Below are 16,509 nucleotides of genomic sequence, written 5' to 3' on the forward strand. Positions count from 1 at the left end.
TAGGAATCCAAGCGCTCCAGTCGTCGAGAGTGCTGACCCACCGGCCGCTACCGGCGCCGAACCTGCCAGACACCAGCGGGCTCGGTAAGCCCCATTAGTCGTCCCGGCCGAGGGTGCGGATGCCCTCGATCCGCACGCCGAGGGTAGCCGTCACGCGCTCCGTCGCGGCTCGCGACGGCAGCCGGTCGGCGGCGGCGTTCCGGCACAGGACGATCGACGCACCCACCGCGAGCGGAGCGAGCAGCCACACCACGGGGCCGGCCTCGGCGGCGAGCTGGTCGTCGACCAGGACGCGGTCGCCCTCCGCGAGGCCCAGGCGGCCGGCCAGCTCGGTCGCCGCGGCGGTCAGGCCGGCGAGGGTGAGGGTCACGCCGCCCGCGACGAGCCCGGGTGCCGCGGGATCGGGCTGCTCGTAGGGGACGAACTCGTCGCCGTGCACGCGCACCTCGAGCGCGAAGTCGCGGGCCGGACCGACGTAGCCGGTCATCCCGAGACCCAGCGGATGCAGGGAGAGGCCCCAGAACTCGTCGGGCAGTCGATCGCCCGCGGCCTCCTCCAGCGCGGCGATCCGGTCCTGGGCGGCCAGGACCACGTCCACGTCAGCCGTCCGGCCGTCGTCCTCGAGCGCGGTGTCGAGGATCGTCGCGCCGCAGCTCCACGCCCCGAGGAGGACCGCCGCCGTCTGCCAGTGGACCGGCAGCGCGAGGGCCACCGTGCTGCCGGGCCCGACGTCGCACTCGTCCTGGAGGAGGTTCGCGGTCTTGGCGACCCAGTTGGCCAGCGTCGTCGCCGACAGCTCGATCCGCTCGTCGGTGGCGTCGTCGTAGAAGGTGAGCAGCGGCGTGGCGGCCGCCCGCCGGAGCGCGGCGGACAGCAGCCCGGCCGGCAGGAGCTCCGGGGACGCACCGGCCCCGGCGCCGGGAGGGGTGATGGGCACGGGGAGAGCCTGACAGGCACCCACCCGGAGGGAGCAGTCCGGTCTGCGAGCCCGGCGGTGCGAGGGCCCCTGCGGCTACAGTCGTCACTCGATGACAGCTGGACCGAGCGCTGCCCTGACCCGCATCGACCATGCGGTGCTCCGGTCCACGCGCCGCACGCTCGGCGGGACGCCGGCCGTGCCGGTCGCTCAGGGGCTGTCGCACTTCGGCGAGCACGCCCTGGGCTGGCTCGCCCTCGGCGCGGCCGGGTGGGCTGCCGGTGGGCGGCGTCGGGAGTGGGCCGCGGGCATGGCCGGCGTCGTGGCCGCCCACGCCGCCGGCGTCGTGGTCAAGCGCGTGGTCCGCCGGGTGCGGCCCGCCCTGGAGGACGTGCCCGCCCTGGTGTCGACGCCGAGCCGGCTCTCCTTCCCGAGCGCGCACAGCTGCTCGACGGCGGCGGCCGCCGTCGGCTACGGCCCGATGATCGGGCATCCCCCGATGGTGGCGGTCACGGTGACGATGCTGGTCTCCCGGGTACTGCTGGGCGTCCACTACCCGTCCGACGTGGTGTCCGGCGCGGTGCTCGGTGCCGGCGTCGCGACCGTCGTGCGGCGTCGCCTGACCGGACCCGCAGGCAGGAAGGCGTGACCGTGCACCCCCAGTCGAGTCCCGCACTCGCCCACACGGCCGCGCCGGACGAGGCGACCGAGCCCGCGTCCTCGCCGCCGCTCGCCCCCCGGCTGCCGGGCTTCCGCGGCAGCTTCGCCTGGGGGCTGGTCCGCGCCCTGCGGCCCCGGCAGTGGGTGAAGAACGTCCTCGTGCTGGCGGTGCCGCTGGCCGCCGGGGAGATCTTCAACCCCGACGTGATGGGCCCGACCGCGATCGCCTTCGTGCTGTTCTGCCTGTCCGCCTCCGGGGTGTACCTGGTCAACGACTCGATCGACGTCGAGGAGGACCGGCGCCATCCGCGCAAGCGGTTCCGGCCGATCGCCGCCGGCATCGTGCCGCGGTGGCTGGCCGTCGCGATGGCCGTGGTGCTCATCGCCGTCGCGCTGACCGCGGCGGTGCTGCTCACCCGACCGGAACTGGCGCTCGTGCTGGGCAGCTACGTGGTCATCCAGCTGGCCTACTGCGTGTTCCTCAAGAACCAGCCGGTGATCGACCTCGCCGTCGTCGCGTCGGGCTTCCTGCTGCGCGGGATCGCCGGCGGTGTGGCCGCGGGCCTGCTGCTCTCGCAGTGGTTCCTGCTGGTGGCCGCGTTCGGCTCGCTGTTCATGGTCGCCGGCAAGCGCTACTCCGAGCTCGTGCTCGTGGGCGACGCCGCGCAGACCCGCCAGACGCTCAAGGAGTACTCGGCCAGCTACCTGCGCTTCGTGTGGAGCCTCTCGGCCGGCGTCGCGGTCACCGCGTACAGCCTGTGGGCCTTCGAGATGGGCGAGGTCCAGGAGGGCATCCCCTGGTCGACCATCTCCATCGCCCCGTTCGTGATGGCGATCCTGCGATACGCGGTCGACGTCGACAAGGGCGCGGCCGGTGCCCCGGAGGAGATCGTCCTGCGCGACCGCGTCCTGCTCTGCCTCGGTGTCGTCTGGGTGGCGACGGTGGCCCTGGGAGTCTTCTTTGTCTGAACCCGCGACGACGCTGCTCAACGGATGGGGGCGGACGGCGCCCACCCGTGCCGTGCTCACCCCCGTCCACGACGACGACCAGGTGCGCTCGATCGTCCGCGACGCCGGCGAGCGCGGCGTCGTCGCCCGGGGGTTGGCGCGCAGCTACGGCGACGCGGCGCAGAACGCCGGCGGGCACGTCCTCGACATGACCGCGGCCGACCGGGTTCTCGCCTTCGACCCGGAGACCGGACTGGTCGAGGTCGAGGCGGGGATCTCGCTCGACGAGCTGATGAACCGCTTCGTCCCGCAGGGCTTCTTCGTTCCGGTCACGCCCGGTACCAGGCTGGTCACCGTCGGCGGGGCGATCGGCGCCGACATCCACGGCAAGAACCACCACGTGGCCGGCAGCTTCGCCCAGCACGTCCGCTGGCTGGACCTGCTCACCGCCGACGGCGAGGTCCGCCGGGTGAGCCCGGAGCAGGAGCCCGACGTCTTCTGGGCCACCGCCGGGGGCATGGGCCTGACCGGCGTGATCCTGCGGGCTCAGGTGCAGCTGAAGCGGATCGAGACCTCGCGCTGCCTGGTCGACACCGACCGCACCCCCGACCTCGACTCGCTCATGACGCTGCTCAGCGAGACCGACCACCTGTACGAGTACTCGGTCGCCTGGATCGACACGCTGGCCAAGGGCAGGCGCATGGGGCGTTCGGTGGTCACCCGGGGCCGGTTCGCGACGCTGGACGAGCTGCCGCAGAAGCGCCGCACCGATCCGCTGGCCTACCGCGGCTCGATCAAGCTGTCGGTGCCCGACGTCTTCCCGCCCGGCCTGCTCAACCTCGCCACCGTCGCGGCGTTCAACGAGGTCTGGTACCGGAAGGCGCCCACGCGCAAGCGCGATCAGCTGCAGAGCATCCCGACGTTCTTCCACCCCCTCGACGCCGTCGGGTCGTGGAACCGCATCTACGGCCCGCGCGGCTTCGTCCAGTACCAGTTCACCGTCCCCTTCGGGCAGGAGGAGGCGATGCGCGAGGCGCTCGGCCGGCTCAGCTCGTTCGGGACGGCGTCCTTCCTCGCCGTGCTCAAGCGGTTCGGGCCCGGCAACCCGGGCATGCTGTCCTACCCCTCGCCGGGGTGGACGCTGGCCCTGGACATCCCGGTCCAGAAGGGGTTGGCGCGGCTGCTCGACGACCTCGACGGACTCGTCGTCGCCGCGGAGGGCCGGATCTACCTGGCCAAGGACTCCCGCGTGCGCCCCGAGGCCTTCGAGCGGATGTACGACCGGCTGGCCGATTTCCGGGCCGTCCGCGAGCGACTGGACCCGGACGGCGTGTTCACCTCGGACCTGGCCAGGAGGCTCTCCCTGTGATCGACGCCCTCGGTTCGCCCGGATCGCTCCTGCTGGTCGGTGGCACCTCCGACATCGCCGTCGCCACCGCGCACCGCTACCTGGCCGAGCGCCCGCTGCGCGTCGTCGTGGCGGCCCGGGACACCCCGCGCCGCGCGACCGTGGCCGAGGAGCTCCGCGCCGCCGGCGCCGACGTCGAGGTCGTGGACTTCGACGCCGAGGATCCGGACTCGCCCGCGCGGATGGTCGCGGCAGCCACGGCCCGTGGGGACGTCGACATCGCGGTGATCGCGTTCGGCCAGCTCGGCGACCAGGAGCGGCTGGCCACCGACCCCGCGGCGGTCGCCGCCCTCGGGCAGGTCAACTACGTGGCGCCGGTGGTCGTGGGCACCGAGCTCGCCAACCGGATGCGCGCGCAGGGCCACGGCGTGATCGTCGCGCTCTCCTCGGTGGCGGGGGAGCGGGCCCGCAGGTCCAACTACGTCTACGGCTCCACCAAGGCCGGGCTGGATGCGTACTTCTCCGGCCTGGGCGACTCGCTGGCCGGCTCGGGCGTCTCGGTGCTCGTCGTCCGCCCGGGGTTCGTCCGCTCGAAGATGACCGAGGGCCTGCCCGCGGCGCCGCTGTCGACGACGCCCGAGGCGGTGGCCGAGGCGATCGTCACCGGCGTGCGGGCCGGCCGGCACACGGTGTGGGTGCCCGGAGCGATGCGCTGGGTCATGAGCGGCCTGCGGCACACGCCCCGCGCGATCTTCCGCAAGCTCCCCTTCTGACGAAGGCCCCCCCGGGCTCCGTGTTGATCAGGGTCGCTGATCAACACGGGTCCTCCCTCACCGTCGACGGCGAGGGAGGTTCCGATTCGGTGAGGTGGGAGGCGACCCGGGCAGGCGCCGCGCGGCTCAGTTGATGCAGTCGGTGTCCGCGGCGGTGCGCGGGTCCTCGCCCTGCACGACCTCGACCGGCGCGGCCGCGGTCACCGCCTCCCCGACACCGTTGAAGTCCGAGCCCAGCACCAGGTGCAGCGTGCCGGCCGACGGCTCCTCCGAGACGACGGTGATCGCCCCCGGGATCGCCGCGGCGAGCGTGGCCGCGAGGCCCTCGTCGCCGGCGGCGTACCGGATCTCGGTCACGTCGTAGCCCGCGCTGTCGGCGTTGCCCGTGCCGGTCACCGGGTGGCCCAGCGCCTCGAGCTCGGCGGCCGTCGTCGCGGCCAGCCCGGACGTGCCGGAGCCGTTGTAGACGGCGACGGGGATCTCGCTCGCCGGAACCGGCTGCGGCGCCTCCTCGGTCGGGACGGGGGTGCCGGGCGCGGGCTCGGGGTCGGCCGAGAGGTCGGCGAAGAAGGCGTGCAGGACGTCCTCGTCCTCCAGCCGGAGGATGTAGCGGTCCTGCGCGTCCCTGTCGTCGCCGATGTAGGGGACCGTCTGGAAGTGGATCTTGTCCGGCTGGACCGACTGCATCTGGGCGGCGAGGTCGAGCAGGTTCAGCGACTGGTCGACGGTCACCGACTCGGCCGCCGCCTCGACGAGCCGACGCTGCTTGCCCAGGTCGAGCAGGACGTCGTCGGCCATGAGCTTGCGGATCATGCCGCCCACGTAGGTCTGCTGCCGGATGATCCGGTCGAAGTCGCTGCGGGGGAGCCCGTGCCGCTGGCGGACGAAGGCCAGCGCCTGCTCGCCCTGCAGCACCTGGGGGCCGGCGGGCAGGTCGATGCCCGAGTAGGAGTCCTTGACCGCCGTGCAGAGGTTCACCTCGACGCCGCCGACGACCTCCGACAGCTTGAAGAACCCCAGCAGGTCGACCTCGGCGTAGTGGTCGATCGCAAGGCCGGTGAGGCTGCTGATCGTCTTGATCAGCAGCTGGGCCCCGGAGGCCTGGCGCTCGGCGTCGGTGGCGTCGTCGCCGGCGTCCTGGAAGTAGCCGTAGGCGTAGGCGGCGTTGAGCTTGTCCCACCCGTAGCCGGGGATCTTCACGTACGAGTCGCGGGGGAACGAGACGAACGACGCCGTCGACCCGTCCGCGGGCACGTGCACCAGGATCATCGTGTCGGTGTTCGTGCCGTCGTTCGCGGTGGTGTTGAGCGCGGCGAGCTCCGCGTCGGTCGCGCCGATCCGGCTGTCGCTGCCCACCAGCAGCAGGTTCATCGCGTCGCCGAGGCCCTCGTTCCCGCTGTCCGGGATGGCGTCCGTGCGGGTCATGCTCGCATCGGCCACCTGGCCCAGGTACCAGCCCCAGCCGCTGCCGGCGAGGAGGGCGACCGACGCGACGGCGGTCACCAGCCGGCCGGCCGCGACCAGGCCGCGACGGCCCCGACGGGGGCCGTCCTCCGCCCGCTCGATCCGGGCGGCCTTCCTGCGGTCCCGGCGGGACGGCGCACCGGCGCGCGGATCCAGCCGAGGCGGCAGGGGGCGGCTCCCGGAGCGGCCGGCGTTGTCCGTCATGCAGGTCCTCACGTGGGGGTGGGCCGGCTCGCGGAGAGCGTCCGGGAGGGTCGGCTCCCGGCGGCGCAGTCACGGGGACGATACGGTCCGTGACCGGCCGGGCGGCTGACCAACGCGTCGCGTCCTGCTCCGCGCCACCACACGCGTCCACCACGTCACACGAGGAACGCGGCGGCGAGCCACGTGGGGGACCGGTTCCTCCCGGCGACCGCTCAGCCGCCGTCGCGGACGAGGACCGACACCTCGCCGTACTGGGAGGCGAAGGTCCCCACCTCCCGCGCGCCGGTCTCGCCGAGGACCCGCTCGTGCTCGGCGCCCCCGGTGGACACCAGCACCAGATCCACCGGCGCCGTCCCCGGGGCGGCACCCCTGTCGTGGAAGATGTTCGCGAACTCGGGGTCCACGGTGACGGTCCAGCCGTCCGAGACCAGGCCCCGGACCACCCCGGCGCCGACCGGCCACAGCTCGTGCGGCTGCATGTCGAGCCGCACGGTGCGCTCCTCGACGTCGGCGAGCCCTGCCTCGACCAACCGGTAGGCGTCGGTGACCTCGGTGGACTCGGGCAGGTCCGCCACGACGTCGACCAGGGACGCCGCCGCAGCGACGGTGCCGGCCGCGGCGACGACGGTCAGCCCGACCAGCACCGGCCTCCGCTCGCGTCCGACCGCCCGGCGCTCGAGCAGCAGGTGCGCCCAGCCGATGGCGGTGGCCACCGGCAGCACCGAGACCCACACGACCAGGTACCAGTACAGGGTTCCGGTGACGGTCACGGCCGACCCGATCGCGGCCGCCAGCGCGACGAGCGTGACCACCCCCCACCACGTGCCCGGCCGGGAGCTCCACCGCACACCGAGGGCGACCAGCCCGGCCGACGCCAGGACCTGGGCGGTCAGGGCCAGGGCGACCGCGACGGGCAGGCCGTCGACGTCCATCTCCAGCGGCCCGGTGTCCCAGCCGTAGGGGGTCATGGAGATCAGGCGCCCGACGGCGACGACGGCCTCCGCGAGCGTGGGGTTCCCGCCCGGCTCCTCGTGGTGCAGGAAGAAGCTGACCAGCCGGGCGAGGTTCCCCTCCTTCAACGGCCGCGCCGAGACCTGCTCGAGCAGCGGAGGGAGCCACACGGCCACCAGCAGGGCGGCGAGCCCGATCGTCCACCGGCGGGATCGGACCGCATCCGCGGGGTCCGCCGCTCCGCGGCCGCCTCGACGCGCGAGGTACAGAGCTATCCCGCCGGTCGCGGTGACCACCGCGACCAGCGGTGCGGTGCCCACGTGCGCCTGCACCAGCAGGCTGCCGGCGATGAGCATGGCGAACAGCCCCGGCCAGCTGCCCGTGTGGAGCCCGGCCGCGAGGACCAGGAACAGCAGGGTGCCCATGAGCAGGACGTAGGGGCTCCAGGCGTCGACGAACATCTCCGGCGGCATGCGCAGGACGAACAGCAGGACCAGCGCGGCGACGGCGAGGGTGAACGCCGGGCGGCGGGCCCGGCTGGCGGCCACGACCACGGCGGCCGCCAACGCTCCGTTGACCAGCACGTTGGCCGCGATGAGCGCGGCGTCGTCCCCGCCGAGGAGCCGGCTGATCGGTGCCATCAGGTAGAACCAGAGCGGCCCGGGATGGGACCAGCCGTACCGCGAGTAGGGCCCGAGCCAGCGCTCCAGGTGGCTCGCCTCGTGCACCGCCAGGCCGGTCACCGCCTGGTCCCCGCCGTACCTGAACGAGTCCTCGACCCCGGTCGCGGCCCGGACGGCGACGGTCAGGAACGGGAGCGCCACCGCGAGCACCGCCAGCGGCAGCACCCACCGCGGGCGGCCGGTCCGGGTGGAGTCGGGGTGCGGCGCGGAGCTCAGTGGTCCGCCGCCGGGGGCGTACGCGCGATGACCGCGTAGTCCTGGGGCCCGAAGATCACCTCGTTGAGCTTCGCGAACCCCTGGTTCATCGTGGCCGCCAGCTCCCGGGCCCACGCCGGGGCGTCCTCGTGGCCGTCGAGGTCAGCCATGGGGAGGTGGTAGCCCTCGGCCGGGCTGTAGAACTGCAGCCGGACGTCCCGGAAGCCGGCCTTCTCGCACAGGAAGGCGAGCAGGCTCGGGTGTAGCGGGCGCACGTGCGTGGGATCGAGCAGGTACGAGTTCCCCAGGACGATCAGCGACTGGGGATTCGGTGTCTCGCTGATGAACACCGAGTCCGGGGCCAGCTTGACCGCGGAGAGCTCGAGCAGCTCGATCATGTCGTCGAGCTCGAGGTGCTCCAGTACGTGCGTGGTGATGATCGAGCCCACCGAGCCGTCGGGCACCGAGCGCAGCCACTCGCCGGCCAGCTGCTCGTGCACGGTGATCCCGCGTGCCCGGGCCTCGGCCGCCATGCCCGGGTCGGGCTCGATGCCGATGACCTCCAGCCCGCGCTCGGCGAGCATCCCGAGCAGTTCGCCGCGGCCGCAGCCGATGTCCACGACCGGCTGGTGGTCGGCGAGCAGCTCGCCGTAGCGGTCGACCAGGGTGCCGAGGATGACGTCGGGGTCGCCGCGGAAGCGCCGCTCGAAGCCGACGTAGTCGAACAGCGTCGACGACAGGACCTCCCGGTTCGGATCCGCGGGAGGAGGGGCGGGTGTCGACGCCGGCTCGGCAGGGGCGGGCGTGGTCCCGGCACTGCGCAGCCGCCGCTCCAGCGCGTAGACCGACTCCCGCAGCTCGGCGTAGCGGGCGCCGGCGCCGGCGAGGCCCGTGCCGGGGGCCAGCGCCATGCCCAGCTCGTCGAGGGTGACCTGCAGGTGCCGGAGCTCGCCCTTGAGCAGTTCCAGGTTGACGTGGGCGCTGTGCACGGCCTCGTCGCGCTCGCGGGCGCGAGCCGGGTCCAGACCGCCGCGCTCGGAGACCTCGCGCACCTGCCCGAGGGCCGGGTCGGCGTCCAGCGCCTCGGTCACCATCCGGTGCACGCGGGAGCCGACCTCGACCTGGGCGCGCTCGATCACCGGTCGCAGTCCGCGTCGGGCCAGGCGGCCGGCCACCCGCCGTCCGCGGGCGCCCAGCCGTGCGGCGACGCCGTCCCGGCGAGGTCCCGGCTCGGCCGGCGACTCCGCCTCCGCCGTGCTGCGCAGCAGCTCGGCGGCCTCGGGGCTGAGCGGGTCGGGGGTGCTCACGGGTGCTCCTCTCGGTCCGGCAGCCAGCCGGCGGTGACCGCACCGGGAAGCCCGGCGGTGGCCGCACGGGCCCGGCGACGGACGAGGCTCTGCGGTGGGGTGCCCAGGGCGTCCAGCGCCGCGGTCAACCCTGTCACGGGGGTGTGCGGCCGCCGCTCGATGCCGAGGCGGCGGCACAGCTCGGCAGCCACCGCCGCGGGACGGCGGGAGCGGACCGCCTGCCAGCCCCGCCGTGCCAGGACGGCGGCGCGCGTGTCGTCGGCGGCCAGCTCGGCGGCGAGGCAGCGCCGGCTCGCCGGATCGTCTCCGACGAGCACCTCCTCGTCCGGGACGAGCGCCAGCAGGCGGGCCGTGGCAGGGTCCGTCACGGCCGGTGCTGCCCAGGTGAGCGCCGTCCAGAGCTCCTCGCCGGTGGCGACGACGGCCGACGACAGCGCGGCCAGCGTGGGCCACAGCTCCGCTGGTGCCGCCACGGACTGCTCGCCGGGCGGACCCCAGGAGACGCCGTCGGGGCCGGCCACGCCGACGAGCCGCTCGGGCAGCCCGCGTAGCCGGCGGAACCCGGCCCGGGTGAACGGCAGGACCGGCCGGGCGTTTTCGTGCCACTCGCGGAGGGAGACCCGCAGCTCGCCGCCGCGGACGTCCCCGGACTCCTCGTCCGCGAGCACCGGCACCTCGTCCGGCCCGCCCGGTTCGGCTCCGGTGATCCGCCAGACCGCGTAGGGGGTCGCCGGGCGGCGGGGGAGTGCGTCGCTGCAGTACAGGTGGGCGCGGGTGTTCTCCGGCAGCGGCTCGCGCTCGGACGCGGCGACCGGTTGCACGCCCGGTGGCAGGGCGGCGAGCACCGCGGCGAGCCCGGCGGGGACGTCCCGGCCGACGTGGACGGCCAGGCGGGGCGGTGTGCTCACGTGTCCGTGAGCCGGGCGACGACGTCGGCCCACGACAGGCGCGCGACCCGCTCGCGGCCCGCCTCGCCCATCCGCCGCGCCAGGTCCCGGTCCTCGGCCAGCGTGCGGAGCGCCGCGGCGAGGCCGGCCGGGGTCCCGTCGCACACCAGCCCGGTGACGCCGTCCTCCACCCAGTCCAGCACCGCTCCGGAGTCGGCGGCGCAGACGACCGGCTTGCCCGCGTAGAAGGCCTGCAGCGTCGTGTAGCCGTAGTCCTCGTCCTCCGGCACGTACACGACCGCCAGCGCGCCGGCGTACAGCTCGACGAGCTCCGCGTCGGGTACGAAGCCGGGCAGCTCGACCCGTCCGGTCAGCCCGGCGTCCCGCACCCGCCCGCGGGTCTCCTCGAGGAGCTCGCCGCGGCCGGCCATCACCGCGCGCAGGGGTGCGGGGACCTCGGCCATCGCGTCGACGAGGAGGTGCGGGCGCTTGTTGGCCTCCTGCCGCTGCACGGAGAGGACGTAGTCGCCGAACTCGCCGGGGTGCAGCTCGTCGTGCAGCGGCGGCGGATGGGCCAGCGGTGTGCTGTCCAGGCCGTTGAAGCGGGCCAGCCGCTCGCTGACCACCCGGGAGTTGCTGAACACGCGGCGGGCCTCGGACAGCGCGGCGACGTCCCACTCCGTCATCAGCCGCTGCTCCTCGAGGCTGACGTCGTCCAGGGCGAAGTCCGACCAGGTCGCGCCGGCCTCGAAGCCGTCGTAGGCGCCGCGGTGCTGGTGCAGCAGCCACACCACCTTGTTGGGGTGCTGGACGAAGTACGACGGGAAGTTGGTGGCGATGACCAGGTCGGCGTCGATCGGGACCATGCGCCAGGCGAGCGGGGAGTCGAAGAGCCGGCCCTTCTCCCAGGCCACCGGCAGGCGGACCAGGTCCACCCGGTGCCCGGCGTCCTCCAGGGCGGCGACCAGGTTCTCCTGGTGCTGCTCGGCGCCGCCCCGGACGAAGGGCTTCTGCGCGCCGCACACCACGATGTCCACGTGCCCGCCTCCCGTGCCGTCCTGGGGCGCCCCCCGATCCTCGTCCGGAACCCTAACCGCTGGGCCGCGTGACCGACGGGACGGACGTGGGCGGTGAGCGCCCTGGGGTGTGGCGCATCACGCAGCCGTGCGGCACACCCCCTTCGGCGCCGCGGCGCGGAGCGGACCGGTCCGTACGATCGCTGCCATGCCAGAACAGCTCGGGGGTGTCACCGCCCCGGCGGTGACCACGCGGACCATCGGACCCGCCGCGGGAGCCGGTGAGACGTCCCTCGAGGACCTCCCGATGGAACGGGTCAACCAGCCGGTCTCCTTCTGGCGGGGCTTCTGGCCGACCGTCCGCGACGTGTGGGCCTACCGGGAGCTGCTCGGCCAGCTCATCCGCAAGGAACTGAAGGTCAAGTACAAGGACAGCGTCCTGGGGTTCGTGTGGACCCTGCTGCGACCGCTGCTCTACCTGCTGGTCTACGCGGTGGCGATCGGCGTCTTCCTCGGCTCCGGACGCGTCATCCCGCAGTTCGGCATCTACCTGTTCACCGGGTTGCTGGCCTGGACGCTGTTCACCGACATCATCGGCGGCTGCACCAGCTCGATCGTCGGCAACGCCGGCCTGGTGAAGAAGGTGTACTTCCCACGCGAGCTGTTCCCGCTGTCGGTCGTCGGCGCGGCCCTGGTGAACGGGCTGCTGCAGGCGGTCATCCTGGTCGTCGCCTACGTCGCGACCTGGAGCTTCCCCTCGGTCGAGAACCTCGGGCTGGTGCCGCTGGCGCTGCTCGCCCTGGTGCTGTTCGCCGTGGGGCTCGGCCTGCTGCTCGCCGCGAGCAACGTCTTCCTCCGCGACGTGACCCACCTGGTCGAGGTCGGCCTGCTGCTGTGGTTCTGGATGACGCCGATCGTCTACGACTGGACCAAGGTCCGCACCACGCTGACGGAGAACAACGACCTGGGCTGGCTGTTCCAGGTCTACCTGGCCAACCCGATGGCCAACGTCGTCCTGGCCTTCCAGCGGGCCCTCTGGCCGGGTGGCCAGACCGAGGCCGGCGCCGCCTTCTACTACGACGGGAACCTGTACCTGCGCCTCGGCGTCCTGATCGCGTTCGGGCTCGTCTTCGTCTGGTTCGCCCAGCGGGTCTTCGCCAGGTCCCAGGGCAACTTCGCCCAGGAGCTGTGACCCCATGACCGACGTCATCCGCGTCCGCGACGTGAGCAAGCAGTTCGCCCTCCGCAAGGACAAGTCGCTCAAGGAACGGCTGGTCAACGCCCGCCGCTCGCGCGAGAACGCCGAGTCCTTCTGGGCGCTGCGGGACATCGACCTGACCTTCGCCGCGGGCAGCACCACCGGCCTGATCGGTCACAACGGCTCGGGCAAGAGCACGCTGCTGAAGATCATCGGCGGCATCCTCACGCCGACCACCGGCTACGTCGAGCGCCGCGGCCGGCTGGCCGCTCTGCTGGAGCTCGGCGCCGGGTTCCACGGCGACCTGACCGGCCGGGAGAACGTCTACCTCAACGCCGCGATCCTCGGGCTCACCCGCAAGCAGACCGACCAGTACTTCGACGAGATCGTCGACTTCTCCGGCATCGAGAGCTTCATCGACACCCAGGTGAAGTTCTACTCCAGCGGTATGTACGTGCGGCTGGCGTTCGCCGTCGCCGTGCACGTCGATCCGGAGATCCTGCTGGTCGACGAGGTCCTCTCGGTGGGCGACGAGCCGTTCCAGCGCAAGTGCCTGGACCGCATCCGGCGCTTCCAGCGCGAGGGCCGGACCATCGTGTTCGTCAGCCACGGGCTGGACCAGGTGCGCCAGTTGTGCGACCGCGCCGTGCTGCTCGACCACGGCCGGCAGCTGGTGGACGGCACCCCCACCGAGGCCGTCCGCGCCTTCCGCGACCTCAACCAGGCCGCCGAGGAGGCCGAGGAGCAGAAGAACGTGGACACCGCCGCCGAGGGCAACCGGCGGGTGACGATCTCCGACGTGTCGGTCGCCGACGCCGACGGGCGCCCGGTGCGCACGCTGCCGTCCGGCGCCGGGCTGCAGGTGCGGTTCCGGGTCGACCCCGGCCGCGCGCTGGACGACTGGATCGTCGGCGTCGCCATCGAGGACAGCGGCGGCCAGGTGGTGTGGGGCTCCAACAGCGACCTGCAGGGCGTCGTGCTGCCCGAGCTGACCGGGGAGCGCCAGGACGTCACTGTCCACTTCCCGGAGATGCCGCTCGCCGAGGGCGTCTACCAGGTCAGCATCGCCGTCGCCTCGACCGGCAACCGCACCGTCTACCACCGGGTCAACCGGCTGGCCACGTTCCGCGTCGTGACCGACGTCGTCGAGGACGGGACGGTGCACCTGCGGCCGGGGTACCAGCTCGCGGGCCAGGACGTCCTGCGTGGTGGAGTTCCGCTGGAGACGGCTGCCGGTGAGCGCTGACGTGTGCGCCGCGGCAGGACACCGACAGAGGGAGACACGATGAGCTCGATCGAGCCGTCCGACCGCCGCGGCCGGATCGCCGTCGTGCCCGCCCGGTACGGCGAGGGGATGGTCGGCGGGGCGGAGATCGTGCTGGCCGAGATGGGCCGCCGGCTGAGCGCCCGCGGCTGGGACGTCGAGGTGCTGACCACGGCCGCGCTGGACCACTTCGGCTGGGAGAACGTGCTGCCGACGGGGGAGTCGGTCGAGGGCGGACTGAACGTCCGGCGGTTCCCCGCGGTGTTCGACGACGACCCGGAGCGCGGATGGCTCAACCACGCCGTCGCCACCGGTCAGCCCCTGGGGCTGGTCGAGCAGCAGCGGTGGATGAACGCGAACATGCGCTCGCCGGAGATGTACCACCACCTGCTCGACCACGGGGACGACTACCGGGCGCTGATCTACGGGCCCTACGTCTTCTGGCCCGCCTACGCCGGCAGCCAGCTGCTGCCGGAGAAGAGCGTCCTGTGGACCTGCCTGCACGACGAGCCGGCCGCCTACCTGGAGGTCTTCCAGCCGGTGTTCTCCGGCATCGCCGGCATGTACTTCCAGACCGAGCCGGAGCACGAGCTCGCCCACCGGGTCGCGCCCAAGCTCGCGCCGCACGACGTCGTCGGCTGCGGCGTGGAGGTCCCCGAGGGGTACGACCCGCAGGGGTTCCGGGAGCGCTACGACCTGCCGGAGCGGTTCGTCCTGTACGCCGGGCGCCGTGAAGGCGCCAAGGGCTGGGAGGACATGCTCGCCGCGTTCGGCCGGGCGGTCGAGGGCGGGTTGCCGCTGTCGCTGGTCACCTTCGGCTCGGGCGAGGTGAACCCGCCGCCGTCGCTCGAGGGGCGCGTGTTCGACCTGGGCTTCCTCCCCGACGCCGAGCGCGACAACGCCTTCGCCGCCGCGGAGGCCTACATCCAGTCCAGCCGGTACGAGGCGTTCTCGCGCACGGTCATGGAGGCCTGGCTGGCCGGGACCCCGGTCATCGCCAACGGTGGCAGCGACGTCGTCCGGTGGCACTGCGAGCGCTCCGGCGCCGGGCTGGTGTACGACGACGAGGCCGAGTTCGTGGAGTGCCTGCGCCTGGTCGCCGAGGCGCCGGACGTCGCGCGCCGGCTCGCGAAGGGCGGCCGCGACTACGTGCTGGAGAGCTACACGTGGGATCGCGTCCTGGACGGGGTCGAGAAGGGGCTGACGACGTGGACGACGGCGTGACCACCGACCGCCGCGAGCGGGTGCTGATGATCTCCCCGTACCCCCCGGTCCGGGACGGGATCGCCTCCTACGCGCTGCAGACGGTGCGGGCCCTGCGCCGCGAGGGCCTGGACGTCGAGGTGCTCTCGCCGGGGCCGAGCGCCGCGCACCACCACCTGGACCTGCGCGGGCCCCGAGGTGCCCTGGCCCTGGCCAAGCGGATCCGCGACTACGACCGGGTGATCGTCCAGTTCCACCCGGACTTCTTCTACCCGGATCCGGGTGACCCGCGGTCCCGGATGGCCGAGAGCCTGGCGCTCGCGCTGCCGTTCGCCCTGGCCCGGCGGCTGGAGGTCGTCGTCCACGAGATCGACGGGCGGCACGGGAACCCGCGCCGGCCCGACGGCCTGGCCGCCCGGCGGCTGTGGCGGCTGCCGGAGTCGATCAAGGTGCACACGGAGTCCGAGCGGACGGCGTTCGTCGCGGACTTCGGCGTCGACCCGGCGCGCGTGCAGCTGATCTCGCACGGCGCGGACTTCCGCCCGCACACCCAGCTGGACCGCGAGCAGGCCCGCGCGTCGCTCGGGATCGAGCCGGACGCCTTCGTCTTCCTGGCGATCGGCTTCATCCAGCCGTCGAAGGGGTTCGACCGGGCGATCCGGGCATTCCACGGCCTGGCCTCCGGCGGGGCCCGGCTCGACGTGGTCGGCTCGGTGCGCACCGACGACCCGGACATGCGCCGCCACCACGCCGACCTCGTCGACCTCGCCGACACGGTGGAGGGGGCCACGCTGCACTCCGGCTACGTCAGCGACGAGCTGTTCGACCGCTGGATCGTCGCGTCCGACGTCGTCGTGCTGCCCTACCGCAACATCTGGTCCTCCGGGGTGATGGAGCGCGCCGCGCTGTTCGACCGGCCGGTGATCGCCACCCGCGTGGGCGGGCTGGCCGAGCAGGCGGCGGCCCGGTCCGACGTCCGGCTCGTCGACGACGACGTCGAGCTGCGGGCGGCGATGATCGAGCGTCTTCCCGCGGGGAACCTCCCCACGACGGCGAGCTGGGCGGAGGAGCTGCCGCCCGAGGGCGAGGATCTGCGCGCCGGGCTCCAGGAGCGCGTGCGGCAGCGGGCGTCCAGCCGCCCGTCGCTCACCGGGCTGGCGCCCGCGGGGGAGCGCACGGCCGGCGCGGCCGTCGTGGCCGAGGCGGGACGTCGGTCGGCACCGCTGCGCCGGCTGCCGCACATCGGCCCGCCGGACACCAACCACGGGCGCCGCTCGGTGCGGCTGGTCAAGCGGATGCTCCGCAAGGCGACCGCCTTCGAGATCGATCCGATCGTGCAGCGGCTCAACGAGCTGCAGGCCGCCACCGTCACCGCTCTCGAACTGGAGGCGCGCGCGGCAGCCGAGGCGAGGCAGGCCGACGGGAAGGGCGCCGGGGCGAAGCAGCCGGGGGCCACGGGGGCCGAGCCGACGGCGGCCGGCAGCTAGCGGAC

At 73.5% G+C, this 16,509-nt stretch carries 14 protein-coding genes; 8 read left to right on the plus strand and 6 right to left on the minus strand.

Features of this window, described 5'->3' with window-relative positions:
- Positions 1-94: 94 nt before the first annotated feature.
- Positions 95-937 (minus strand): TIGR03089 family protein, encoded by an 843-nt coding sequence (locus tag A6V29_RS19745; RefSeq protein ID WP_249933367.1) that lies wholly within the window; start codon positions 935-937, stop codon positions 95-97.
- A 91-nt stretch (positions 938-1,028) separates the two neighbouring features.
- Here A6V29_RS19745 and A6V29_RS19750 point away from each other — a divergent pair, with 91 nt between their 5' ends.
- Genes A6V29_RS19750 through dprE2 form a run of 4 tightly spaced genes read left to right on the plus strand, consistent with a single transcriptional unit; the run spans position 1,029 to position 4,645 of the window.
- Complete coding sequence (locus A6V29_RS19750; protein WP_137161891.1) at positions 1,029-1,565, plus strand: phosphatase PAP2 family protein; 537 nt, start codon at positions 1,029-1,031, stop codon at positions 1,563-1,565.
- Positions 1,562-2,545: a decaprenyl-phosphate phosphoribosyltransferase gene (locus A6V29_RS19755; RefSeq protein ID WP_212719675.1), complete on the plus strand. Its 984-nt coding sequence runs from the start codon at positions 1,562-1,564 to the stop codon at positions 2,543-2,545. The genes A6V29_RS19750 and A6V29_RS19755 overlap by 4 nt, the downstream gene beginning before the upstream one ends.
- On the plus strand, positions 2,538-3,893 hold the full coding sequence (dprE1, locus tag A6V29_RS19760; RefSeq protein ID WP_137161892.1) for a decaprenylphosphoryl-beta-D-ribose oxidase: 1,356 nt from the start codon (positions 2,538-2,540) through the stop codon (positions 3,891-3,893). The genes A6V29_RS19755 and dprE1 overlap by 8 nt, the downstream gene beginning before the upstream one ends.
- The gene (gene dprE2 / locus A6V29_RS19765) at positions 3,890-4,645 is read left to right on the plus strand and encodes a decaprenylphospho-beta-D-erythro-pentofuranosid-2-ulose 2-reductase (RefSeq protein ID WP_137161893.1); all 756 of its coding nucleotides are present in this window, start codon (positions 3,890-3,892) and stop codon (positions 4,643-4,645) included. Before dprE1 ends, dprE2 begins: the two co-directional genes overlap by 4 nt.
- Positions 4,646-4,771: 126 nt before the next feature.
- On the opposite strand, the gene A6V29_RS19770 is transcribed toward dprE2, so the two are convergent.
- The 5 genes from A6V29_RS19770 to A6V29_RS19790 form a co-directional block, all read right to left on the minus strand.
- Positions 4,772-6,313, minus strand: coding sequence for an LCP family protein (locus A6V29_RS19770; RefSeq protein ID WP_137161894.1), 1,542 nt, complete (start codon positions 6,311-6,313; stop codon positions 4,772-4,774).
- A gap of 212 nt (positions 6,314-6,525) precedes the next feature.
- The gene (locus A6V29_RS19775; protein ID WP_137161895.1) at positions 6,526-8,088 is read right to left on the minus strand and encodes a hypothetical protein; all 1,563 of its coding nucleotides are present in this window, start codon (positions 8,086-8,088) and stop codon (positions 6,526-6,528) included.
- A 71-nt stretch (positions 8,089-8,159) separates the two neighbouring features.
- Positions 8,160-9,449, minus strand: coding sequence for a class I SAM-dependent methyltransferase (locus A6V29_RS19780; protein WP_137161896.1), 1,290 nt, complete (start codon positions 9,447-9,449; stop codon positions 8,160-8,162).
- Positions 9,446-10,357, minus strand: a complete 912-nt coding sequence (locus tag A6V29_RS19785; RefSeq protein ID WP_137161897.1) for a hypothetical protein — start codon at positions 10,355-10,357, stop codon at positions 9,446-9,448. The genes A6V29_RS19780 and A6V29_RS19785 overlap by 4 nt, the downstream gene beginning before the upstream one ends.
- Positions 10,354-11,373 (minus strand): glycosyltransferase family 4 protein, encoded by a 1,020-nt coding sequence (locus A6V29_RS19790; protein ID WP_137161898.1) that lies wholly within the window; start codon positions 11,371-11,373, stop codon positions 10,354-10,356. The genes A6V29_RS19785 and A6V29_RS19790 overlap by 4 nt, the downstream gene beginning before the upstream one ends.
- A 187-nt stretch (positions 11,374-11,560) precedes the next feature.
- On the opposite strand from A6V29_RS19790, the gene A6V29_RS19795 reads away from it, so the two are divergent.
- Genes A6V29_RS19795 through A6V29_RS19810 form a run of 4 tightly spaced genes read left to right on the plus strand, consistent with a single transcriptional unit; the run spans position 11,561 to position 16,504 of the window.
- Entirely contained in the window at positions 11,561-12,544 is a 984-nt protein-coding gene (locus tag A6V29_RS19795) for an ABC transporter permease (RefSeq protein WP_137161899.1), read from the plus strand.
- A 4-nt stretch (positions 12,545-12,548) separates the two neighbouring features.
- Positions 12,549-13,796, plus strand: coding sequence for an ABC transporter ATP-binding protein (locus tag A6V29_RS19800; protein WP_137161900.1), 1,248 nt, complete (start codon positions 12,549-12,551; stop codon positions 13,794-13,796).
- Between the two features lie 39 nt (positions 13,797-13,835).
- Positions 13,836-15,038, plus strand: coding sequence for a glycosyltransferase family 4 protein (locus A6V29_RS19805; protein ID WP_137161901.1), 1,203 nt, complete (start codon positions 13,836-13,838; stop codon positions 15,036-15,038).
- Entirely contained in the window at positions 15,035-16,504 is a 1,470-nt protein-coding gene (locus A6V29_RS19810; protein ID WP_137161902.1) for a glycosyltransferase family 4 protein, read from the plus strand. The genes A6V29_RS19805 and A6V29_RS19810 overlap by 4 nt, the downstream gene beginning before the upstream one ends.
- The last annotated feature ends 5 nt before the right edge of the window (positions 16,505-16,509 follow it).

This window comes from Blastococcus sp. CCUG 61487, assembly GCF_005222955.1.
Taxonomy (GTDB): Bacteria; Actinomycetota; Actinomycetes; order Mycobacteriales; family Geodermatophilaceae; genus Blastococcus.